The 17348-nt window shown below is 58.9% G+C and carries 17 protein-coding genes; 5 read left to right on the top strand and 12 right to left on the bottom strand.

Annotated features, from left to right (window positions below; genetic code table 11):
* Position 1: 1 nt before the first annotated feature.
* The 5 genes from LKR43_RS11470 to LKR43_RS11450 are packed head-to-tail and all read right to left on the bottom strand — an operon-like array spanning position 2 to position 3927.
* On the bottom strand, positions 2 to 1204 hold the full coding sequence (locus tag LKR43_RS11470) for an ABC transporter substrate-binding protein (protein ID WP_227684201.1): 1203 nt from the start codon (positions 1202 to 1204) through the stop codon (positions 2 to 4).
* A 51-nt stretch (positions 1205 to 1255) separates the two neighbouring features.
* Positions 1256 to 2050: an ABC transporter ATP-binding protein gene (locus LKR43_RS11465; protein ID WP_227684200.1), complete on the bottom strand. Its 795-nt coding sequence runs from the start codon at positions 2048 to 2050 to the stop codon at positions 1256 to 1258.
* 6 nt (positions 2051 to 2056) lie between these two features.
* A complete protein-coding gene (locus tag LKR43_RS11460; RefSeq protein WP_227684199.1) occupies positions 2057 to 2224 on the bottom strand; it encodes a rubredoxin in 168 nt (55 codons plus the stop codon).
* Positions 2221 to 3342, bottom strand: a complete 1122-nt coding sequence (locus tag LKR43_RS11455; protein WP_227684198.1) for an acyl-CoA dehydrogenase family protein — start codon at positions 3340 to 3342, stop codon at positions 2221 to 2223. Before LKR43_RS11455 ends, LKR43_RS11460 begins: the two co-directional genes overlap by 4 nt.
* 18 nt (positions 3343 to 3360) lie before the next feature.
* Positions 3361 to 3927, bottom strand: a complete 567-nt coding sequence (locus tag LKR43_RS11450) for a carboxymuconolactone decarboxylase family protein (RefSeq protein ID WP_227684197.1) — start codon at positions 3925 to 3927, stop codon at positions 3361 to 3363.
* 267 nt (positions 3928 to 4194) lie between these two features.
* On the opposite strand from LKR43_RS11450, the gene LKR43_RS11445 reads away from it, so the two are divergent.
* Entirely contained in the window at positions 4195 to 6327 is a 2133-nt protein-coding gene (locus LKR43_RS11445; protein WP_227684196.1) for a TonB-dependent siderophore receptor, read from the top strand.
* 5 nt (positions 6328 to 6332) lie between these two features.
* The gene (locus LKR43_RS11440) at positions 6333 to 7385 is read left to right on the top strand and encodes a serine hydrolase domain-containing protein (RefSeq protein WP_227684195.1); all 1053 of its coding nucleotides are present in this window, start codon (positions 6333 to 6335) and stop codon (positions 7383 to 7385) included.
* 12 nt (positions 7386 to 7397) lie between these two features.
* Here the strand turns inward: LKR43_RS11440 and LKR43_RS11435 are convergent, their stop codons facing one another.
* Genes LKR43_RS11435 through LKR43_RS11415 form a run of 5 tightly spaced genes read right to left on the bottom strand, consistent with a single transcriptional unit; the run spans position 7398 to position 11841 of the window.
* Entirely contained in the window at positions 7398 to 8057 is a 660-nt protein-coding gene (locus tag LKR43_RS11435) for a thiopurine S-methyltransferase (protein ID WP_227684194.1), read from the bottom strand.
* A complete protein-coding gene (lhpI, locus tag LKR43_RS11430) occupies positions 8057 to 8983 on the bottom strand; it encodes a bifunctional Delta(1)-pyrroline-2-carboxylate/Delta(1)-piperideine-2-carboxylate reductase (RefSeq protein ID WP_227684193.1) in 927 nt (308 codons plus the stop codon). The genes LKR43_RS11435 and lhpI overlap by 1 nt, the downstream gene beginning before the upstream one ends.
* The gene (locus LKR43_RS11425; protein WP_227684192.1) at positions 8976 to 10412 is read right to left on the bottom strand and encodes an NAD(P)(+) transhydrogenase (Re/Si-specific) subunit beta; all 1437 of its coding nucleotides are present in this window, start codon (positions 10410 to 10412) and stop codon (positions 8976 to 8978) included. The genes lhpI and LKR43_RS11425 overlap by 8 nt, the downstream gene beginning before the upstream one ends.
* The gene (locus tag LKR43_RS11420) at positions 10409 to 10723 is read right to left on the bottom strand and encodes an NAD(P) transhydrogenase subunit alpha (protein WP_227684191.1); all 315 of its coding nucleotides are present in this window, start codon (positions 10721 to 10723) and stop codon (positions 10409 to 10411) included. Before LKR43_RS11420 ends, LKR43_RS11425 begins: the two co-directional genes overlap by 4 nt.
* Complete coding sequence (locus tag LKR43_RS11415) at positions 10723 to 11841, bottom strand: Re/Si-specific NAD(P)(+) transhydrogenase subunit alpha (protein ID WP_227684190.1); 1119 nt, start codon at positions 11839 to 11841, stop codon at positions 10723 to 10725. Before LKR43_RS11415 ends, LKR43_RS11420 begins: the two co-directional genes overlap by 1 nt.
* Before the next feature lie 129 nt (positions 11842 to 11970).
* Between LKR43_RS11415 and LKR43_RS11410 the strand changes: the two genes are divergently transcribed.
* Positions 11971 to 12384, top strand: coding sequence for a YidB family protein (locus LKR43_RS11410; protein WP_227684189.1), 414 nt, complete (start codon positions 11971 to 11973; stop codon positions 12382 to 12384).
* Positions 12385 to 12448: 64 nt separating this feature from the next.
* On the opposite strand, the gene LKR43_RS11405 is transcribed toward LKR43_RS11410, so the two are convergent.
* The gene (locus LKR43_RS11405; RefSeq protein WP_227684188.1) at positions 12449 to 13726 is read right to left on the bottom strand and encodes a bifunctional O-acetylhomoserine aminocarboxypropyltransferase/cysteine synthase; all 1278 of its coding nucleotides are present in this window, start codon (positions 13724 to 13726) and stop codon (positions 12449 to 12451) included.
* Between the two features lie 263 nt (positions 13727 to 13989).
* Here LKR43_RS11405 and LKR43_RS11400 point away from each other — a divergent pair, with 263 nt between their 5' ends.
* Positions 13990 to 16593 (top strand): AsmA family protein, encoded by a 2604-nt coding sequence (locus LKR43_RS11400; protein ID WP_227684187.1) that lies wholly within the window; start codon positions 13990 to 13992, stop codon positions 16591 to 16593.
* Positions 16590 to 16976 (top strand): MOSC N-terminal beta barrel domain-containing protein, encoded by a 387-nt coding sequence (locus LKR43_RS11395; RefSeq protein ID WP_227684186.1) that lies wholly within the window; start codon positions 16590 to 16592, stop codon positions 16974 to 16976. The genes LKR43_RS11400 and LKR43_RS11395 overlap by 4 nt, the downstream gene beginning before the upstream one ends.
* 39 nt (positions 16977 to 17015) lie before the next feature.
* On the opposite strand, the gene LKR43_RS11390 is transcribed toward LKR43_RS11395, so the two are convergent.
* Positions 17016 to 17261 carry a YfhL family 4Fe-4S dicluster ferredoxin gene (locus LKR43_RS11390; protein WP_227684185.1) on the bottom strand — a complete coding sequence of 82 codons (246 nt, stop codon included), beginning with the start codon at positions 17259 to 17261 and terminating at the stop codon, positions 17016 to 17018.
* Positions 17262 to 17348 lie beyond the last annotated feature (87 nt).

Raw genomic sequence — 17348 nt, 5'->3', positions numbered from 1 at the left:
TTCAGGTGGTAATGGTTTCCTGCCGGCTGAATGAGTCAGGCAAGCCGAAGGCGGCCGGGCCGCCGTTGGCCAGAATCGCCTGCTTCACGTAGCGGTCGTCCACCAGGTCGCGCGCCACAAAGGCCGGGTCCAGGTCGCTCAGGAAGTCGTTGCGGCCGGAAACCAGCGTGGTCTTTAGCTTGCGCACCAGCTCTTCGGTGTAGCTGGGGAAGGGGTAGGGCTGGAAATCTATGCGTTTTTCCTGCCAGTCCTTGTTCACAATCGCACCACTGCTTTCGTACAGCGCAGCGTCCATGCGTTCGGGTTCAAGCACATTGGCCAGGGCTTCGTAGGTATGCGGCGTATATTTTTGCGGGTTCTCGCGCGACAGTATGCGCGCCGTTTCCTGACGGTTGTCCTGTATCCAGGCCTGTGCCTGAACTATGCCGTTCACCACTTGCTGCGACCACTGCGGCCGCTCTTCAAGATCCTGCTCGTGCATGAGCACAACGCAGCAGGCGTGATCCTTCCATACGTCGCCGGTGAAGCGCAGTATCTTGCCTATCTTGAGCACTTCGGCATTGGCATTGAAAGGCTCGGCGACGATATAGCCGGCAATGCTTTTGTTGGCCAGGGCGGGCACCATGTCGGAAGGCGCCATGACAATGAGTTTGACCTGTCTGGGGCCTGGCTCGCCGTCGCTGACGGGTTCCAGCCCCTCGTTCTTGAGCAGGTGTTGCAATACGATGTTATGCAGCGAATACCAGAACGGAATGGCGACGGTGGTGCCGCCCAGGTCGGTCAGGCTGTTTATATTGTGCTGTACCGTCAGGCCTGAGCCCGACATATGGTTCCAGGCCACCACCTTGGCCCGCGATTGGCTGCCATAACGCGCCCAGACTGTCATCGGCGACAGCAGGTGCACGGCATTGACCTGTCCGGCCAGGAAGGCTTCGACAATCTGCGCCCAACTGCGGAACAGACGTGGTTTCTCGACCTTCAGGCCTTGTTTTTCAAACAGGCCGTTATGGTGCGCCACCAGCAATGGCGTGGCGTCGGTAATGGGCAGATAGCCTATGCGCAGGGGCGCATCGGGTTCGGCCGCGCGGGCCGTATTGGCCATTTGCAGCAGGGGCAGTGCGCCGGCCGCCGAGAAAAGGGCCGACAGCTTCAATAATTGACGTCGTGTCTGGCGGGTTGCTTCAAATTCTTCTGTCAGGGCCATTCAGCTTCCTTGGAAATATGTGGCGAGATAACGCTTGCTGTGCTGCCGGCCTTATGCCGCAGCACGCTGGAACTGTCGCAACAGACGCAGTATGTCCAGTCGCATCTGGCTGGGACCGGGAGCCAGCGTGTCGCGCGGGTGCGCGTCGTTGATGATCCATTCCCCGATGGTGCGTCCGGGGCTGTCGCCTATCAGGATGATGCGGTCGGCAAGCGTAAGGGCTTCGTCGATGTCATGCGTGACCAGCACGGCCGATGTGCCGTGGCGCTCGGTGATTGCCTGCAGCAGGATCTGCATGTCGCTGCGAGTGACTTCGTCCAGTGCGCTGAAGGGTTCATCCAGCAGCAGGATCTCCGGTTGTCGTGCCAGGCTGCGGGCAAGCGCAGCGCGTTGCGCCATACCCCCCGACAGTTCGGATGGGTAAAGGCCATGGGCGTTGCCCAGACCGACTTCATCTATGGCGGCACGCACGCGCTTTTGTTTTTCAGCTGGGGCTATGTGGGGCTGATGTTTGAAGCCAAGGCCAAAGGCCACGTTCTCTTCAAGTGTGAGCCAGGGCAGCAGGCAAGGGTCCTGAAACACGAAGCTTGATCGCGGGTGTGGCCCATGCAATAGTTCGCCTTTCAGGTGGACGCTGCCGTGATCGGGCTGCTGCAAGCCCGCAAGTACCCGCAACAATGATGATTTTCCAACTCCGCTGGGGCCCAGGATTGCAACAAGTTCACCGGGCAAGAGGCGCAGCGAGAAGTCACGCAGTACGGTGTTGGGAGGCAGCCCGGGACGCTGATAGCTCAGGCATATGCCGCTGGCTTCCAGCACGGCGTTTTGGTCTGCGGCACTATTCATAAAAAACTAGTCCGGCAACAGGTAGAAGTCGGCCTTGCCCACGCCGCAATCGGGGCACACCCAGTCGTCGGGAATGTCCTCGAAGCGTGTGCCGGGCGCAAGACCATGTTCGGGCATGCCGAGTGCTTCGTCATAGATCATGCCGCAAGGGCCGCACATCCATTGCCGGCTCATGCCGCACGTATCTCGTCTTGTTGTTCGAGTATGTGGATCTCCTTGCGCAAGTGCTTGAGCGCGGGAGTCACAATCGCCACGAATACGGCTTCGCGCTGGCGGCGCTGGGCCGGGTGGCGCATAAGGTAGCCCTTGGCTCCAGCGTGCAGGACCGCTGAATTGGCTGCGCGCAGGGTCAGTTCGGACGTGGCCAGACGCAGGCGCAACACATCCAGCGCAGGGGCTTCGCCCTGGTCAACAAGCCCGGCCAGTGCGTGCACTTTTTGCCGCAGGATTTCAAGTTCCCGCGCCAGTTCGTCATGCTGATCGTCCAGGAACTGGTTGGTCAGGGACGATACGATATTGCTTTCACGGATGGTGCGCAGCGAGGCCTGGATAATGCCCAGTCCCATGCCTGCCTGACCCAGTACAAAGCCTGGCTTGATGCTGGCCAGATAATCCTGAAACTGTTCAGGATGGGCAAGGACGTCTTCATGCGGAATGCGGCTGTCTTTCAGGCGGACATTCAGCGTTTGCGTACCTTCGAGACCCGAAAACTCGGGGCAGGGATGCAGGCTGACACCTTCTGCGTTGCCGCGCACGGCAAGCATCACATAGCCGCCTGTGTCTACGGATGCCGCAACGATGATCAAGTGGTCGCTGCCGATGTTCGATACCCAGGGCAGCGAGCCTGACACCACGTAGCCGTCGTTTTCACGGCGGGCCTTCAGGTGAATGTTTTCGATGCCCGCCAGATGTTTGACGGCATTGGACATGCCCGTGCCGGCCAGAATCCGGCCCCGGCTGACAGCGGCAAGATAGCGGTCGCGGACAGCCGCGTTGGGCGAGCGCTGCAGATAGCCTGCGCAAGCGCTTTGGCACCACACCAGGAATGCGGTCGAGCCGCATTCGCGCGCGACTTGCGTGGTGACTTCGATCTGGCTGGACAGACCCGTGCCCAGGCCTTCGTGGGAAACGGGCACGGCCGCGGCAAAGCCGCCCGCCGCACCCAGCTTGCGCAGAAATTCCAGGGGGTAGCGGCCTTCCTGATCGATTGCGCTGGCAATGGGGGCAAGGTCTGCAGTGATCAGTGCCCCAATCGCCTCGGTGAAGGCATAGGTTTCGTGTGCTGTACTCATGCGTGTTCCCTGCATTGCCTATGCAAATGCGGTGAGCGCCGGGTTTGCGAAAGGCTGAAGTTCGGGATTGATGGGTGTTTGTGCAAGGCTGTTGGCGTAGTTGCACAGAGTGGCCAGGCTGACGCCCAGTACAACTTCCAGTGCCTGCTGATCGTTGTAGCCGGCGGCGCGGAAAGCGGCCAGATCATCGTCGGATGCGGCGCCTTTTTTCTCGATGATGGCCACACTGAACCGGGCCAGCGCATTAAGCTTGGGGTCTTCGATGGCATTGACCGTGCGCAGCGCTTCGATCACGGCCTCGGGCATCTGCAGTTTTTTCAAGGCCAGCTTGGTGTGGCCCGCTACGCAAAAGCCGCAATCATTCAGGGTGGCGGCGGTGATCTGCACGACTTCGCGTTCGGCAGGTGTCAGGCTGGTGCGCCCGTTGATGGCGCCGACGACCTGGTAGGTTTCCAGTGCCGTGGGTGCGTTGGCCAATACGCCTATCAGGTTGGGCAGGAAGCCATTGGCCTTGTGGGCGGACTCAACGCGTTCGCGGGACGCTTCAGGAGCGGTATCTACGGTGTGGATTGTAAGGCGACTCATTTATATGCAATTCGGAAATAAGGAATATGCTGATGAGTCTAGTGGGAACGTGTTTATAACGGAACGATTAAAAATTAATTAGCATATTCTTTTGAGTTTGCAGCCAGGCTGTTGGCGGGTATGGTCAGGCCGATGTCAGTTGTAACAGCTTGCACTTATCGTAATAAACAATAATAATTCTCGTTTGAAGTCGCAATATTGATATGGCGCCGCAGCGCGGCCGGTATCTTTATTCCTTTTTCGAACAATCTTCTACCGGATTCATTTATGCTGAAACGATTTACGCGCACGCAAACCGCGATTGCTTGCGCATTTGCCTTGGCCGTGCTTGGCGTGCAGGTCAAGGCAAATGCGCAATCGACCCAAACACTTGCCCCTATTACCGTACAGGGTGCCGATGAAAGCACCCTGCCGGCAGTGGCGCCTGGCGGGCAAGCGGCAACCGGTGCGCGGCTGGGCATATTGGGCAATGTCGACGTTCTGGATGCGCCCGTCAGCATCAATGCATATACGGCCGAGCTGATACAAGAGCAGCAGGCGCGCACGCTGGCTGATGTATTGCAAAGCGATCCTTCGGTGCGCTTTACGACCAACAGCGGCCACATGCTCGAGCACTTCAGGATTCGAGGCCTGGATGTCAATGGTCCCGGCACCATGCTTAATGGTTTATATGGCATTGCTCCCAAAGGGCATATTCCCACCGAGTTCCTGGAGCGGGTGGAGGTGATACGCGGGCCCAGTGCGCTGCTAAGCGGCATGTCGCCCGATGAAAACATAGGCGGTACGGTCAATCTGGTAACCAAGCGGGCGGGTGCGCAGCCCATTACCACGTTCACCACTTCGTACTCGTCAGACAGCTACTTCCAGGGCCACGTCGATGTAGGCCGCCGTTTCGGCGAAGAAAAGCGACTGGGCATACGGTTCAATGGCGTGTATGGTTCGGGCGACACAGGGGTGGAAGACCAGAAGAAGCAGCGCCGCCTGGGGGCATTGGCCATCGACTATCAGGCTGACAACTGGGGCCTGAAGCTCGACGCCTACAGCAGCCGTGAAAAAATCGAGAACGGCAGCCAGGGTATGTATGGCCTGGCGACAACCCGGCGCAATGTCGTGGGCGTAGGTGAGCTCGTGGATGTGCCCGACAGCGACCTCAATATGTTCAAGGGTACGCACGGCACTTATGAGGACGAAGGCTTCGCTTTGCGTGGTGATTTCAAGCTGAATGACAACTTGAATGCCTATGCTTCGGTCGGTGCTTCGAATAGCGCCGGCAAGGGCCTGATGTTTGGTACACGCGTAATCGTAACCGAGCTCGACGGCACGGCAGCAGGCTACCTGTACAACGTACACACCATAACGCGTGGCCGGGTCGCCGAAGTGGGTCTGGATGGAAAGTTCAACACCGGCAGTGTTTTCCATAACATCAAGGCGTCGGCATCGTGGTTGAACCACAAGGAAGGCACGGCCAACAATCCACTGGAAGGTTGGCCGCAGAACATATACGACCCGCTTGATCCACCAGCCTTCCCGGGTGATCCTGGCGTACCCGATTATTCGATAGACAACATCCTGACTTCGTTTGCCCTGGCCGATACCATGGACATTGCCGACGGCAAGGTGCTGTTGACTCTGGGCGCCCGCTTGCAGCGGGTCAAGCAGACGCTGCAGGACTATGACGAGTCCAGGCTCTCTCCGTCGGTGGGCATAGTGGTCAAGCCATGGGGCGAAAACACATCGCTCTTTGCCAACTACATGGAAGGCTTGTCTCCCGGTGAAACCGTTCCGACCGGCTGGGACTATGTCAACGAAGGAGACTCATTCAAACCCCTGGTCAGCAAACAGGCCGAGTTTGGCCTGAAGCAGCGGCTGGGTACGTTCACGCACACACTCAGCGCATTTCAAATCGACCGACCCACTCTGGTTGATGAAGGGGTCGGTGGCGGCATGTACAGGCTGACTGAAGGCGGCAAGCAACGCCTGCGAGGCATAGAATGGAATATGTTTGGCAAGATAAGCCCTGCCTTGAGTGTGCTGGGCGGCGTGGCCTTTATGGATGCCAAGCAGCGTGATACCGGGCTGGACAGCTATGGCGTGCCCAACTGGACGGCCAATCTGGGGCTGGACTGGGCAACGCCTGTCAATGGCCTGAATGTGGGGGGGCGTGTGGTGTACACCGGCAAGCAATGGGCGGATACGGGCAACACGCTGGAAATGCCTTCGTGGCATCGCTTCGATTTGAATGCGCGCTACGCGACCACGGTCGCCAATACTCCGGTTACATTCAATCTCTATGTCGAGAACGTGACGGGGCGGGAGTACTGGTCCGGTCTGTTCACCAGCGGCTACCTGATGCCGGCGTCGCCGCGCACCGTACGCCTGGCCGCCACGTTCGAGTTTTAAGGTTGGTGCGCAAAGACAAGAGCCGTGCATTGCTGGCTGCGGTGGTGCTGGGGGTTGCGGCATGGCTGACGCCCGGCCACACCCTTGCCGCCGGGCCGGGGATGCCGGGCTGCGCCTGGGAGGTGCATCGCGGCGATCAGGTGCTGCTGCAGGGGGCCTATGGCGTGCGCAGGGTGGGCGCGCCGGCGCCCATAACGGTCGATACGGCTTTCGACATTGCCTCGGTATCCAAGCAGTTCACGGCCTTGTCCATCGTGCAGCTTGCGGCGCAAGGCCGGTTGAGCCTGGACGACCCGGTACGCCGCCATCTGCCTGAATTGCCGGCCTACTTTGACCGCATTCTGGTTCGCCATATGATCTGGCACACCGGTGGTGTGCCGGACTACATCAGGCCTTTGTTCAAGGCCGGGCGCCAGACGGCCCGGGTAAGCTCGCAAGAAGCCCTGCAGATAATCATTAATACCGATAAGCCCGTTTTTGAACCGGGCACGCGCTACAAGTACAGCAACAGCGGCTATTTTCTGCTTGCGCAGATTGTGGAACGGGTCAGCGGACAGTCCATGGCGGCTTATGCGCAGGCGCATATTTTTGGCCCGCTGGGCATGCGCGACACGCGCTACGTCGATCATTATCCCAACCCCGTCGGCCGGCGTGCCAATGGCCATAGAACACTGCCGGACGGAACCGTGCAGGTGGTCGAGATCGAATGGGAGCCCACCGGCGACGGACAGGTTTTCACGACATTGAAGGACCTGCGTCGCTGGATGCAGGTGCTGGCCCATGGCCATCCCGCCATGGATCCCCGGGTTCTGGCAATGATCAAGCAGCCCGGAAGGCTGGATGACGGACAAGCACAGGCCTATGGCTACGGCTTGCAGCACGTCAAGGTGGGGGGCCACGATGTGTTGATGCACGAAGGTGGCTGGAGCGGAACCATCTCGCGCTTTGTGTGGTCGCCGCAAGGCTTTGGCGGCATCATCCTGTGCAACTATTACGAAGCCGATGTAGAGCGGCTGCTCGATCCCTTGCTGCTCAGCCTGGTGGGCGACAAGCCGTAGGCGCCCACGCTCCTAGCGGTCGGCCTCCAGCCGGTAAACCAGCGTGTCCAGCCTTGTAAGACCGCGTTCCTTGAACTTGGGTTCTTTCTCAAGAATGCTGCGCTGGTCTATCAAACGGGCATGGCTGTGGCCGGCATACAAGCCTTGCACTTCCGTGTCGCACACGGCAAAGGGTGGCCCATCCATTTCATTCTGTTCGTAATCCAGCGTGAGCAACAGGCCGCGATAGTCCGGTGCCAACTGACCGTAAACGTGTGTGGCGTAGCGCCGGCGCATGTCGGGCGGCAGGGCCACCAGGGCGGCGCGATCGTAAGCACCCTGGCAGGTGGCCAGGGTCTGTGCCGTAATGCCGAAGATATCGCCGCAGATCAGCTCGATATTTCCGCCGCGGTAATGTGTGCCTTCAGGCGTTTCATGCACCGTTGGCTGCAGATTGTTTTCGGCAAAAAATTGTTCTATGGGCTGTTGGGCCAGCTCTATGCCCAACACCTGATGGCCTTGCTCCGCCAGCCAGATCATGTCCAGCGATTTGCCACACAAGGGCACCAGCACACGGCAGCCTGGAGCCAGCTCCAGTGCGGGCCAATATTTCATCAGCAGGGGAGTCACACGCTGTTGATGAAAACCTGTTTGTTCTTCGCGCCAGCGCGCCAGCCAGAAATCAGCTTCCATTATCTTTCCTTGAATCCATTTATGCTTTGCAGGGCACATCGCGCAGCCGCAAGATCCCATGCGGCGCAGCCCACTGTCTTGAAGACCAGGGGGTGGCCAGGCGGCACGCCGTCAGCCAGGGCGCCGGCAAGGGTACCTACTTGCTGCCAGTCTATGCCTGCCTGTATGAAGTCGCCGGCCTCGTGCTTTGCACCGGCCAGGTCATCGACATACAGACGGCTGGCATGCAGGGTCGCAGGTGCAATCTCAGCCAGATCGGGTTTGAATGCGCCCACACCTATGATGAGCCGGCCTTCGCGGGCGGCTTCGGTGTAGACCGGTGTCGAGCTGGTGGTCAGGGTGAACACGGCCTGTGCCTGTTCGGGCACGTTGGTGCCCGCCGACAGCGACAGCGGTAATTGGCTGTGCCGGGTGATGAATTCCTGTGCCTTGGCCAGGCTGCTGCCGGTTACCGACACGGTCAGTCCGGGATAGAGCGCAGCCAGAGCCTGCACATGGCCATCGGCCTGGCCGCCCGTACCGATCAATGCGACGTGTTGGGGAGCTTGGGGCAGAAAGGTGGCAAGGCCCAGCATCGAGATGGCGGCGGTGCGCCGCGCCGTGACGGTGGGGCCATCGAGCACACACAGCGGTTCTCCGCTGCGGCCTTCGTACACAGCTACCACGCCATTTATGGTAGGCAGTTGGCGCGCACGGTTGGCCGGCACAACATTGACCAGCTTGTGAATGCAGATATCGGCAGCGGATGCCGGCATCGACAGCATGACACCGCCCTGGCCCTCGTGCATGGGAACGACTTGCCGCTCGGGCGCGGTAATCGCGCCGCCGGCCTGTTCCTGTGCTGCATGGGCAAGGCTGGCAACCAGATCGGGAAAGGCAAGCAGCCCGGCGGTTTCCCGGGCTGTGCAAGTCTGCAGCTTACTCAACCGCTTTCACCATATCTTCGATAACTTTCTTGGCGTCACCGAACACCATCATGGTCTTGTCCATGTAGAACAGCTCGTTATCAAGGCCTGCGTAGCCCGCGGCCATGGAGCGCTTGTTGACGATCACGGTGCGTGCCTTGTAGGCCTCGAGGATGGGCATGCCCGCTATCGGGGATTGCGGATCGGTCTTGGCGGCAGGATTGACCACGTCGTTGGCGCCGAGCACCAATACGACATCGGTTTGCGCGAACTCACTGTTTATGTCGTCCATCTCAAAGACCTGATCGTAGGGCACTTCGGCTTCGGCCAGCAGCACGTTCATGTGCCCCGGCATGCGGCCCGCCACGGGGTGGATGGCGTATTTGACGGTAACCCCGTTTGCCGTGAGTTTTTCGGCCAGTTCCTTCAGGGCGTGCTGGGCACGTGCCACCGCCAGGCCGTAGCCCGGTACGATGGTGACGGATTCGGCATTGCTCATGAGGAAGGCCGCGTCATCGGGGCTGCCCGACTTGACGTTGCGCTGGACCTGACCGCCTGCCGCAGCCGCGCCGGGTTCGGCACCGAAACCGCCCAGAATCACGTTGAAGAAAGACCGGTTCATGGCCTTGCACATGATGTAGGACAGGATGGCACCGGAGGAGCCCACCAGCGAACCGGCAATGATCAGCATGGGGTTGTTCAGTGAAAAGCCTATGCCTGCCGCCGCCCAGCCCGAGTAGCTGTTGAGCATGGACACCACTACAGGCATGTCGGCCCCGCCGATCGGGATGATGATCAGCACACCCAGCACAAAGGCCAGTATGGTCATGATGATGAATGGCAGCCAGGCCTGAGTGGCCATGAACCACAGACCGCAGCCCACCATGGCCAGTGCCAGCACCAGGTTCACCATGTGCTGTCCGCTGAATACCACGGGTGCGCCCTGGAACAGGCGGAACTTGTACTTGCCCGACAGCTTGCCAAAGGCGATGACCGAACCCGAGAAGGTGATGGCACCCACAAAAGTACCGATGAACAGTTCAAGGCGGTTGCCCATGGGTATGGGCATGTCGGCCGTGGTAATGCCAAAGGCGTGCGGCTCGGCCACGATGGCTACCGCGATGGCTACCGCTGCCAGACCTATCATGCTGTGCATGAAGGCGACCAGCTCGGGCATTTTGGTCATTTCGACTTTTTTTGCCATGAGTGTGCCGATACTGCCGCCTATGAGCAGGCCCAGTACCACCCACCCCAGACCTATGCCCGCCGTACCTTCGGTGGCAAGGCCCACGATGAGCGCGGCGGTGGTGACGATGGCTATGGCCATGCCCACCATGCCGAAGGCATTGCCCCGACGCGAAGTGGTCGGGTGCGACAGGCCCTTGAGCGCCTGGATGAAGCACACCGAGGCGATCAGATAAAACAGGGTAACCAGGTTGTGCGAGATCATGCCTGGCCTCCGCTGGCTTTCTTGTCTTTCTTCTTGAACATTTCAAGCATGCGCCGGGTGACCAGGAATCCGCCAAATACGTTTACGGCGGCCAGTGCTACGGCAAAGACGCCCATGTAGCGGGCCAGACTGCTTTCGGTCAGGGCCGCAGCGAGCATGGCACCGACAATGACGATAGCTGAAATGGCGTTGGTGACGGCCATGAGCGGCGTGTGCAGCGCGGGTGTTACGTTCCAGACGACATGGAAGCCGACATAAACGGCCAGCACAAAGATAATCAGGTTGATCAGGGTAGGGCTGATAGCTTCCATCAGGCGCTCCTTAGTACAGTGCCGTCCTTGCACATCAGGCAGGCGGTAACGATTTCGTCTTCTTGGGCAATGGCCAGTTCGCCTTCGGCGTTGCTGATCAGTTTCATGAAGTCCAGGATGTTGCGGGCATAGAGCGCCGAGGCATCGTGCGGTACCAGTGCCGGCAAATTGCTGTAGCCGATCAGGGCGACGCCGTGTTTTTCAACAATCTGGTCTTTTTCCGACAGGGGGCAGTTGCCTCCGCGCTCGACAGCCAGGTCAACGATGACCGAGCCTGGTTTCATGGCCTGCACGGTTTCGGCGCTGATCAGTTGGGGGGCGGGGCGCCCGGGAATAAGGGCGGTACTGATGACGATGTCGGCTTGTTTGCAGCGCTCGGCCACCAGCGTAGCCTGGCGCGCCATCCAGGCTGCAGGCATGGGCCGCGCATAACCGCCCACGCCTTGGGCGATTTCGCGCTCTTCATCGGTTTCGAAGGGAACGTCGATGAACTTGGCGCCCAGTGATTCGATTTGTTCCTTGGCTGCCGGACGTACGTCGGAGGCCTCGACCACGGCACCGAGCCGCTTGGCTGTAGCGATGGCTTGCAGCCCGGCCACGCCTGCGCCCAGCACAACAACGCGTGCCGCCTTGAGCGTACCGGCCGCAGTCATCATCATGGGAATGAGGCGCCCGTACTGGTTGGCCGCCAGCAGCACGGCTTTGTAGCCGGCCAGGTTGGCTTGTGAAGACAGCACATCGAGGCTTTGCGCGCGCGTGATGCGCGGAGCGGCCTCGAGGGCGAATGCGGTGAGACCGGCTGCGGCCAGCCGTGCCAGGCCTTCCTGATCAAAGGGGTCGAGCATGCCTATCAGGACGCTGCCGCCTTTCATTTGGGCCAGTTCACCGGCGTCGGGCGCCTTGACCTTCATGACCAGTTCGGCACCCAAGGCCTGGGCAGCGTCGACGATTTGTGCTCCAGCCTGTACATAGGCCTCGTCGGGGAAGTACGCAAGCGCGCCGGCGTCGGATTCGACCAGGACGGTGTGTTTGGCGGCCACGTATTTTTTGACCGTTTCCGGTGTTGCGGCCACGCGTGTTTCGCCCGTGAGGCGTTCACGTGGAATTCCTATTTGCATGTAGCTTCTCCACCTGGGGTATTCATATATTTTCTGGCAGTTACTATACCCGAACTGCTGACAGTTATTTGCAATTTGCCGGCGCTAAATCCGTTAGACTGCGTGTGTAACGATCTTAACGGAGGCAGCATGGGACTACTTGATTCAATTGTGTCCGCCGCGGGCGGTAACGACAACCAGGGTTCAGGGCAGGCAGGCCTCTTGCCGGTACTGATGGAACTGGTGAACAACTATCCCGGCGGGCTGGCCGGGCTACTGCAAAAATTCAAAGATGCCGGCCTGGGCGGCGTGGTGGCATCCTGGATAGGCAATGGCCCGAACGAGGCCGTAACACCCGGTCAATTACAGACTGCTCTGGGCGATGACATGGTCGGGCAGCTGGCACAGCGTTCCGGACAAGACACTGACTCGGTGCTGGGTACCCTGGCAACCTTGTTGCCCAGCCTGGTCGATCAGGCAACACCGAATGGTGAAACCAGCTTGCAGTCTGACCAGAACGGCGGTCTTTTAGGAGGCCTGTCGGGCTTGCTCGGCAAACTTTAATTCTGCCCTGGCGGCAGATTATCAAACAGAGCCCGGTAACGGGCTCTGTTTATTTGTGCAGGGCTTAGGCCTTGCTGGCTTCCAGTGCCTGCTTCAGGTCGTCGAGAATGTCGTCGATATGCTCAAGGCCTATCGATAGCCGTACCATGTCCTGACCAACGCCGGCCGCGGCCAGTTCTTCGGGGCTGAGCTGGCGATGGGTGGTGGAAGCGGGGTGGCAGGCCAGTGATTTGGCGTCACCGATATTGACCAGTCGCAAGACCAATTGCAGGGCATCAATGAAGCGTGCGCCTGCTTCGGCGCCACCCTTGATGCCAAAAGACATGATGCTGGCGGGCTTGCCACCCATGTATTTTTTGGCAAGATTGTGTTCGGGGTGGTCGTCCAGGCCGGCATACTGCACCCACGAGACCTGTTCGTGCTGCTTCAGGAACTGCGCGACTTTAAGGGCATTGTCGGTGTGACGATCCATACGCAGCGACAAGGTTTCGATGCCTTGCAGTATCAGGAAGGCATTGAACGGTGACAGGGCGGCACCGGTATTGCGCAGCGGCACCACGCGGCAGCGGCCTATGAATGCTGCGGGCCCGAAGGCTTCGGTATAGACCACGCCGTGGTAGGACGGATCTGGTTCGTTCAGCATGGGGAAGCGATCCTTGTGTTCGGCCCACGGAAATTTTCCTGAGTCGACCACGGCACCGGCAATGGTCGTGCCATGTCCACCCATATATTTGGTCAGGGCGTGAACAACGATGTCGGCGCCGTGTTCGAACGGCCGGCACAATGCGGGCGAGGCAACGGTGTTATCGACGATCAGGGGCACGCCATGACGGTGCGCGGCGTCGGCCAGTGCCTGGATATCGATGACATTGCCGGCGGGATTGCCGATGGATTCGCAGAATACCGCTTTGGTGTTTTCGTCGATCAGGGCCTCGAGTGCGGCAATGTCGTTATGGGGCGCAAACTTGACGGTTATGCCCTGACGGGGAAAGGTATGGGCAAAGAGGTTGTACGTGCCGCCATAGAGCTTGGCAACCGATACGATATTGTCGCCGGCCTGCGCGATAGTCTGGATGGCATATGAGACCGCGGCCATGCCCGAGGCAACGGCCAGTGCGGCCACACCGCCTTCGAGAGCTGCAACGCGTTCTTCCAGTACCCCGTTGGTGGGGTTCATGATGCGGGTATAGATATTGCCCGGTACTTTCAGGTCGAACAGGTCGGCACCATGCTGGGTGCTGTCGAAGGCGTACGACGTAGTCTGGTAGATTGGAACCGCGACAGACTTGGTGTTGGGATCCGGCTGGTAGCCGGCATGGATGGCGAGTGTCTCGAATTTCATGGCTGCTCTTATGGGTTGAATTGAAGGGCTAGCCTGCTAGCATACCGTTATAGATGGGGCAGGCGTGATTATTGCTAGAACTTTGTTTCATTTTTATATATCCTCCGGCAATAAGCAATCCATGCTGTAGCCGCGCTTTTACTATTTGTAAGCATGCGTCCGCAAAGCCTACTCCAGCCTGAAAATTGCCCGTAACTTGGGTTAGCATAGCTAGTTGTCCGCTCTGACGCCTATTAGGGCGCCCGCAGTTTTAGAGGCTGTAAATGAAAGTTTGGTTGAAACGGGTACTGATCAGTCTCGTTGTGCTGTTTATTGTCGCCGTGGTCGGCATTGCGATTTTTTTGCTGACATTCGACCCGAATGCCTATAAAAACAAGCTGGAAGAAGTTGTCTATAACCGCTATCAACGCAGTTTGACCATCAAGGGCGATATTCAACTGTCCTTGTTTCCACGCATAGGCTTGTCGGTAGAAGATGTCTCGCTGTCAAATCGCAATAGCACCGACACGTTCGCATCGATAGACAGTGCGCGCTTTGCCGTGGCCATCTGGCCCCTGATGTTCAATCGCCTGGTCGTCGACCATGTGGCGGTTACGGGCGTCAAGGCCTGGGTTACGCGCGATGAAAAAGGTCAGTTCAACTTCCGCGATCTGCTCGACCGGCCCGGCGCGATGCTGGGCGCGGCTGCGCCTGTGCTGGGTGCTGCCAGTCTGCTGCCTTCAGCCCCGGCAGAACAAGATGCCGTAACGTTTCCCTTGTCAACGTTTCCGGCCGCCTATGCTGCCAACTCGGTACAAGGCACCGACTTGCAGATAGACATCGCCGGCCTGACCCTGAAGAACGGTGAAATTCATTTCTATGACCATGTAAGCGGCGCCATCGGACGCATCGAAGCCCTGGATGTGAATACCGGCCGGATGACGGCCAATCAGGCTTTTGACGTGGCTCTTAAAGGCAAGCTTGTTGGCGAGTATCCGGTTGCCGACACCAGCTTCGACGGGCAGGCGCTGGTGTTGTTCAATCCCGACCAGCGTTCTTATTCGGCGCAAAAGATCAACGTGGTTGCCAACGGTCTGCTGGGGCCGCTGGCCGCGAAATCAGTCACTTTGCGAGGCAACCTGGCATACAGCGCCTATTCCCAGATGCTCAGTGCCAGCAATCTTGAACTGTTGGTACAGGGTGATATCAAAGGCCCGACGCCAGTAAAAGGATTCGAGACCACGTTGAGCGTGCCTCAGTTGATGGCCGATCGCAGCCAGGCTGAACTCAAGCTTGAAAAGCTGGCTTACCGCGCCAAGGGCAATTTGCCCGACCAGGCCTTCGAAGTGGCGTTCGATGCGCCACGCCTGGCCATTTCCCCCGAGTCGGCAGCAGGCGAACCGATTGCGGGCGCAGTCAAGCTCAGCAAACCCGATAGCGTATTGGGCATTACGCTGGCCATGAATGGTATCAGCGGCAATGCCAGCAAGCTGGCCCTGAAAGAGCTCAAGATAGACGCCGGGCTTAAAGAGGGCAGCAGGCTGGTTCAGCTGAACATGACGACGCCGGCCCACTGGGATGTCTTCGGCAAGCTGGGCGGCTTGTCCGCCATGCGCGGTGATGTCCGTATTGAAGATCCGGCCTTGCCGGCCGGCAACTTCGAGTTCCCTTTTATCGGCAGTGTGCAGGCCGATCTTACGAAAGATGAGCTGCTCAGTGAAATTGACGCGGTGCTGAGCGGCAGCAAGCTGAACTTCAGTCTGAAGGCTACGCAGCTCAATGACCCCAAAGTGGTTTTTGACCTGGAAGCCGACAAGCTTGATTTCAATACCCTGTTCCCGCCGGGGCCCGCAGCGGCGCCTGCTGTGTCCGACAAGAAATCGGGTTCGGGCGATGCTGCTCAAGATTCCGCGCCGGCACCGGCCAAGAAGAAGCCAGATACCTTCCCCATGCCCGCCCTGCAGTTTCTTGATGCTGTCGATCTGACCGGTACGATTGCGATCGCAGACCTTAAGGTCAAGCAGATTGAGGCCAAGGCGTTGGCCGCCAAGATTCGCGCCATACAAGGCAAGCTGCAAGTTACCGGCATCAAGGCCGACCTGTACGACGGCAAGCTCAGTGGCACACTGACCGCTACGTCGAAGAACGAAGTGTCTGCTGATATGTCGCTGACCAAAGTCAGCATGGGGCCGTTGCTTCAAGCGGTTGCCAACGAAGACCGCTTGTCCGGACAAGGCACAATAAAGCTCAAGCTGGCCAGCCAGGGTTCGACGGGGGCGGCACTGGAAGCAGGTCTGAACGGAACGACACAAGTCAGTATTCGCAATGGCATGATTACCGGTATTGATGTCGCGCGAACCTTGCGTGAAGCCAATGAAATCGTACGCAATATGTTCAGCGGGCAGGTTCCTTCCATTGCCACCCGTTTTGATCCGGGTCGCAAGACTGACTTCACTTCCTTCGACGCCATGCTTGCTTTCGACCACGGCCAGGGTACGGTCAAGGCACTGAAGGTGGCCAGCCCCCTGCTGCGCATTACACAGGGCAGTCCGGCCTCGCTGGACCTGGTCAATGACCAGCTCGATGTCATGCTGAACGTGAACGTGGTCAATACCCGCACAGGGCAGGATGGCAAGGCGCTGGCCGACTTGAAAGGTGTGACGGTGCCGGTACGCATATCGGGGCATTTCAGCGATCCCGGCTATCAGGTTCAATGGAAGGAAGTCACCAGCGAAACGGTCAAGGATGCCGTCAAGGGTGGCTTGATGGATCTGCTCTCCAACAAGGAAGGTGCTCAGCCGGCGGCCAATGCCGAAAGCGCCCCGGCCAAGCCGGCCGATGCGGTCAAGAGCATCGGAGAAACACTAAAAGGATTGCTGGGCAAATGACCTCTCTTTATTTTCCTGTCGTCGCCTGTGGCGGCACCGCGGCTTCAGCGGCCGAGCCCTATGACAAGCGCTGGCTGGTGGTAGACGCGACCGGCCACTGGCTGTCGCAAAGCCATAGTGAACGGCTGGCTGATATTCAGGTTGAATTGCGCATGGGTTATCTGGTGTTGCGCGCGCCAGGCATGCTCAGACTCGATATTCCTCTGGATGTTATTGAAGATGATGACAGCGTGCGCGGTGTGGCCAATATAGGCACGCAGCAGATTGATGTCGTGGACGAAGGAGAGCTTGCCGCTGCGTGGGTCACGCAGTTTCTTGGCCAGCCCTGCAAGCTGGTCAAGGTTCATCCGGAGGCGGGAAGGGTGCTTTGGCCCGAGCTTTAAGCTTTTGCTGGCGTGCGGTTCAGGCATGCCAGACTGCATTCAGGCGGTAAGGGCCTTGTACTTGGCCATGAGCTGATCGTGATCTTCGGGGTGGTCAAGATCAAAAACAATACATTCGACCGGGCAGACAACCTGACATTGCGGCTCATCGAAGTGGCCCACGCACTCGGTGCATTTTGCCGGTTCTATTTCGTAAATTTCCGCGCCCATGTATATGGCATTGTTGGGGCATTGCGGCTCGCAAACATCACAATTGATGCATTCTTCGGTAATGCGCAGCGCCATGGCGAATCCTGCCTAAAGCAAACAAAAAGAAAACAAATACGCCCCGCCTGTAAGGGCAGGGCAAGCGCAGTGTAATGTAGTTTGGCT

It is taken from the genome of Pusillimonas sp. MFBS29, assembly GCF_020687695.1.
GTDB lineage: Bacteria > Pseudomonadota > Gammaproteobacteria > Burkholderiales > Burkholderiaceae_B > Pusillimonas_C.
This window is presented reverse-complemented; position numbering and strand designations above follow the sequence as displayed.

What these genes read in the sequence shown, in the direction of transcription:
- LKR43_RS11470 (WP_227684201.1), bottom strand. Translation starts at nt 1,204, where the DNA reads ATGGCCCTGACAGAAGAATTTGAAGCAACCCGCCAGACACGACGTCAA.
- LKR43_RS11465 (WP_227684200.1), bottom strand. Translation starts at nt 2,050, where the DNA reads ATGAATAGTGCCGCAGACCAAAACGCCGTGCTGGAAGCCAGCGGCATA.
- LKR43_RS11460 (WP_227684199.1), bottom strand. Translation starts at nt 2,224, where the DNA reads ATGAGCCGGCAATGGATGTGCGGCCCTTGCGGCATGATCTATGACGAA.
- LKR43_RS11455 (WP_227684198.1), bottom strand. Translation starts at nt 3,342, where the DNA reads ATGAGTACAGCACACGAAACCTATGCCTTCACCGAGGCGATTGGGGCA.
- LKR43_RS11450 (WP_227684197.1), bottom strand. Translation starts at nt 3,927, where the DNA reads ATGAGTCGCCTTACAATCCACACCGTAGATACCGCTCCTGAAGCGTCC.
- LKR43_RS11445 (WP_227684196.1), top strand. Translation starts at nt 4,195, where the DNA reads ATGCTGAAACGATTTACGCGCACGCAAACCGCGATTGCTTGCGCATTT.
- LKR43_RS11435 (WP_227684194.1), bottom strand. Translation starts at nt 8,057, where the DNA reads ATGGAAGCTGATTTCTGGCTGGCGCGCTGGCGCGAAGAACAAACAGGT.
- LKR43_RS11425 (WP_227684192.1), bottom strand. Translation starts at nt 10,412, where the DNA reads ATGATCTCGCACAACCTGGTTACCCTGTTTTATCTGATCGCCTCGGTG.
- LKR43_RS11420 (WP_227684191.1), bottom strand. Translation starts at nt 10,723, where the DNA reads ATGGAAGCTATCAGCCCTACCCTGATCAACCTGATTATCTTTGTGCTG.
- LKR43_RS11415 (WP_227684190.1), bottom strand. Translation starts at nt 11,841, where the DNA reads ATGCAAATAGGAATTCCACGTGAACGCCTCACGGGCGAAACACGCGTG.
- LKR43_RS11410 (WP_227684189.1), top strand. Translation starts at nt 11,971, where the DNA reads ATGGGACTACTTGATTCAATTGTGTCCGCCGCGGGCGGTAACGACAAC.
- LKR43_RS11405 (WP_227684188.1), bottom strand. Translation starts at nt 13,726, where the DNA reads ATGAAATTCGAGACACTCGCCATCCATGCCGGCTACCAGCCGGATCCC.
- LKR43_RS11400 (WP_227684187.1), top strand. Translation starts at nt 13,990, where the DNA reads ATGAAAGTTTGGTTGAAACGGGTACTGATCAGTCTCGTTGTGCTGTTT.
- LKR43_RS11395 (WP_227684186.1), top strand. Translation starts at nt 16,590, where the DNA reads ATGACCTCTCTTTATTTTCCTGTCGTCGCCTGTGGCGGCACCGCGGCT.
- LKR43_RS11390 (WP_227684185.1), bottom strand. Translation starts at nt 17,261, where the DNA reads ATGGCGCTGCGCATTACCGAAGAATGCATCAATTGTGATGTTTGCGAG.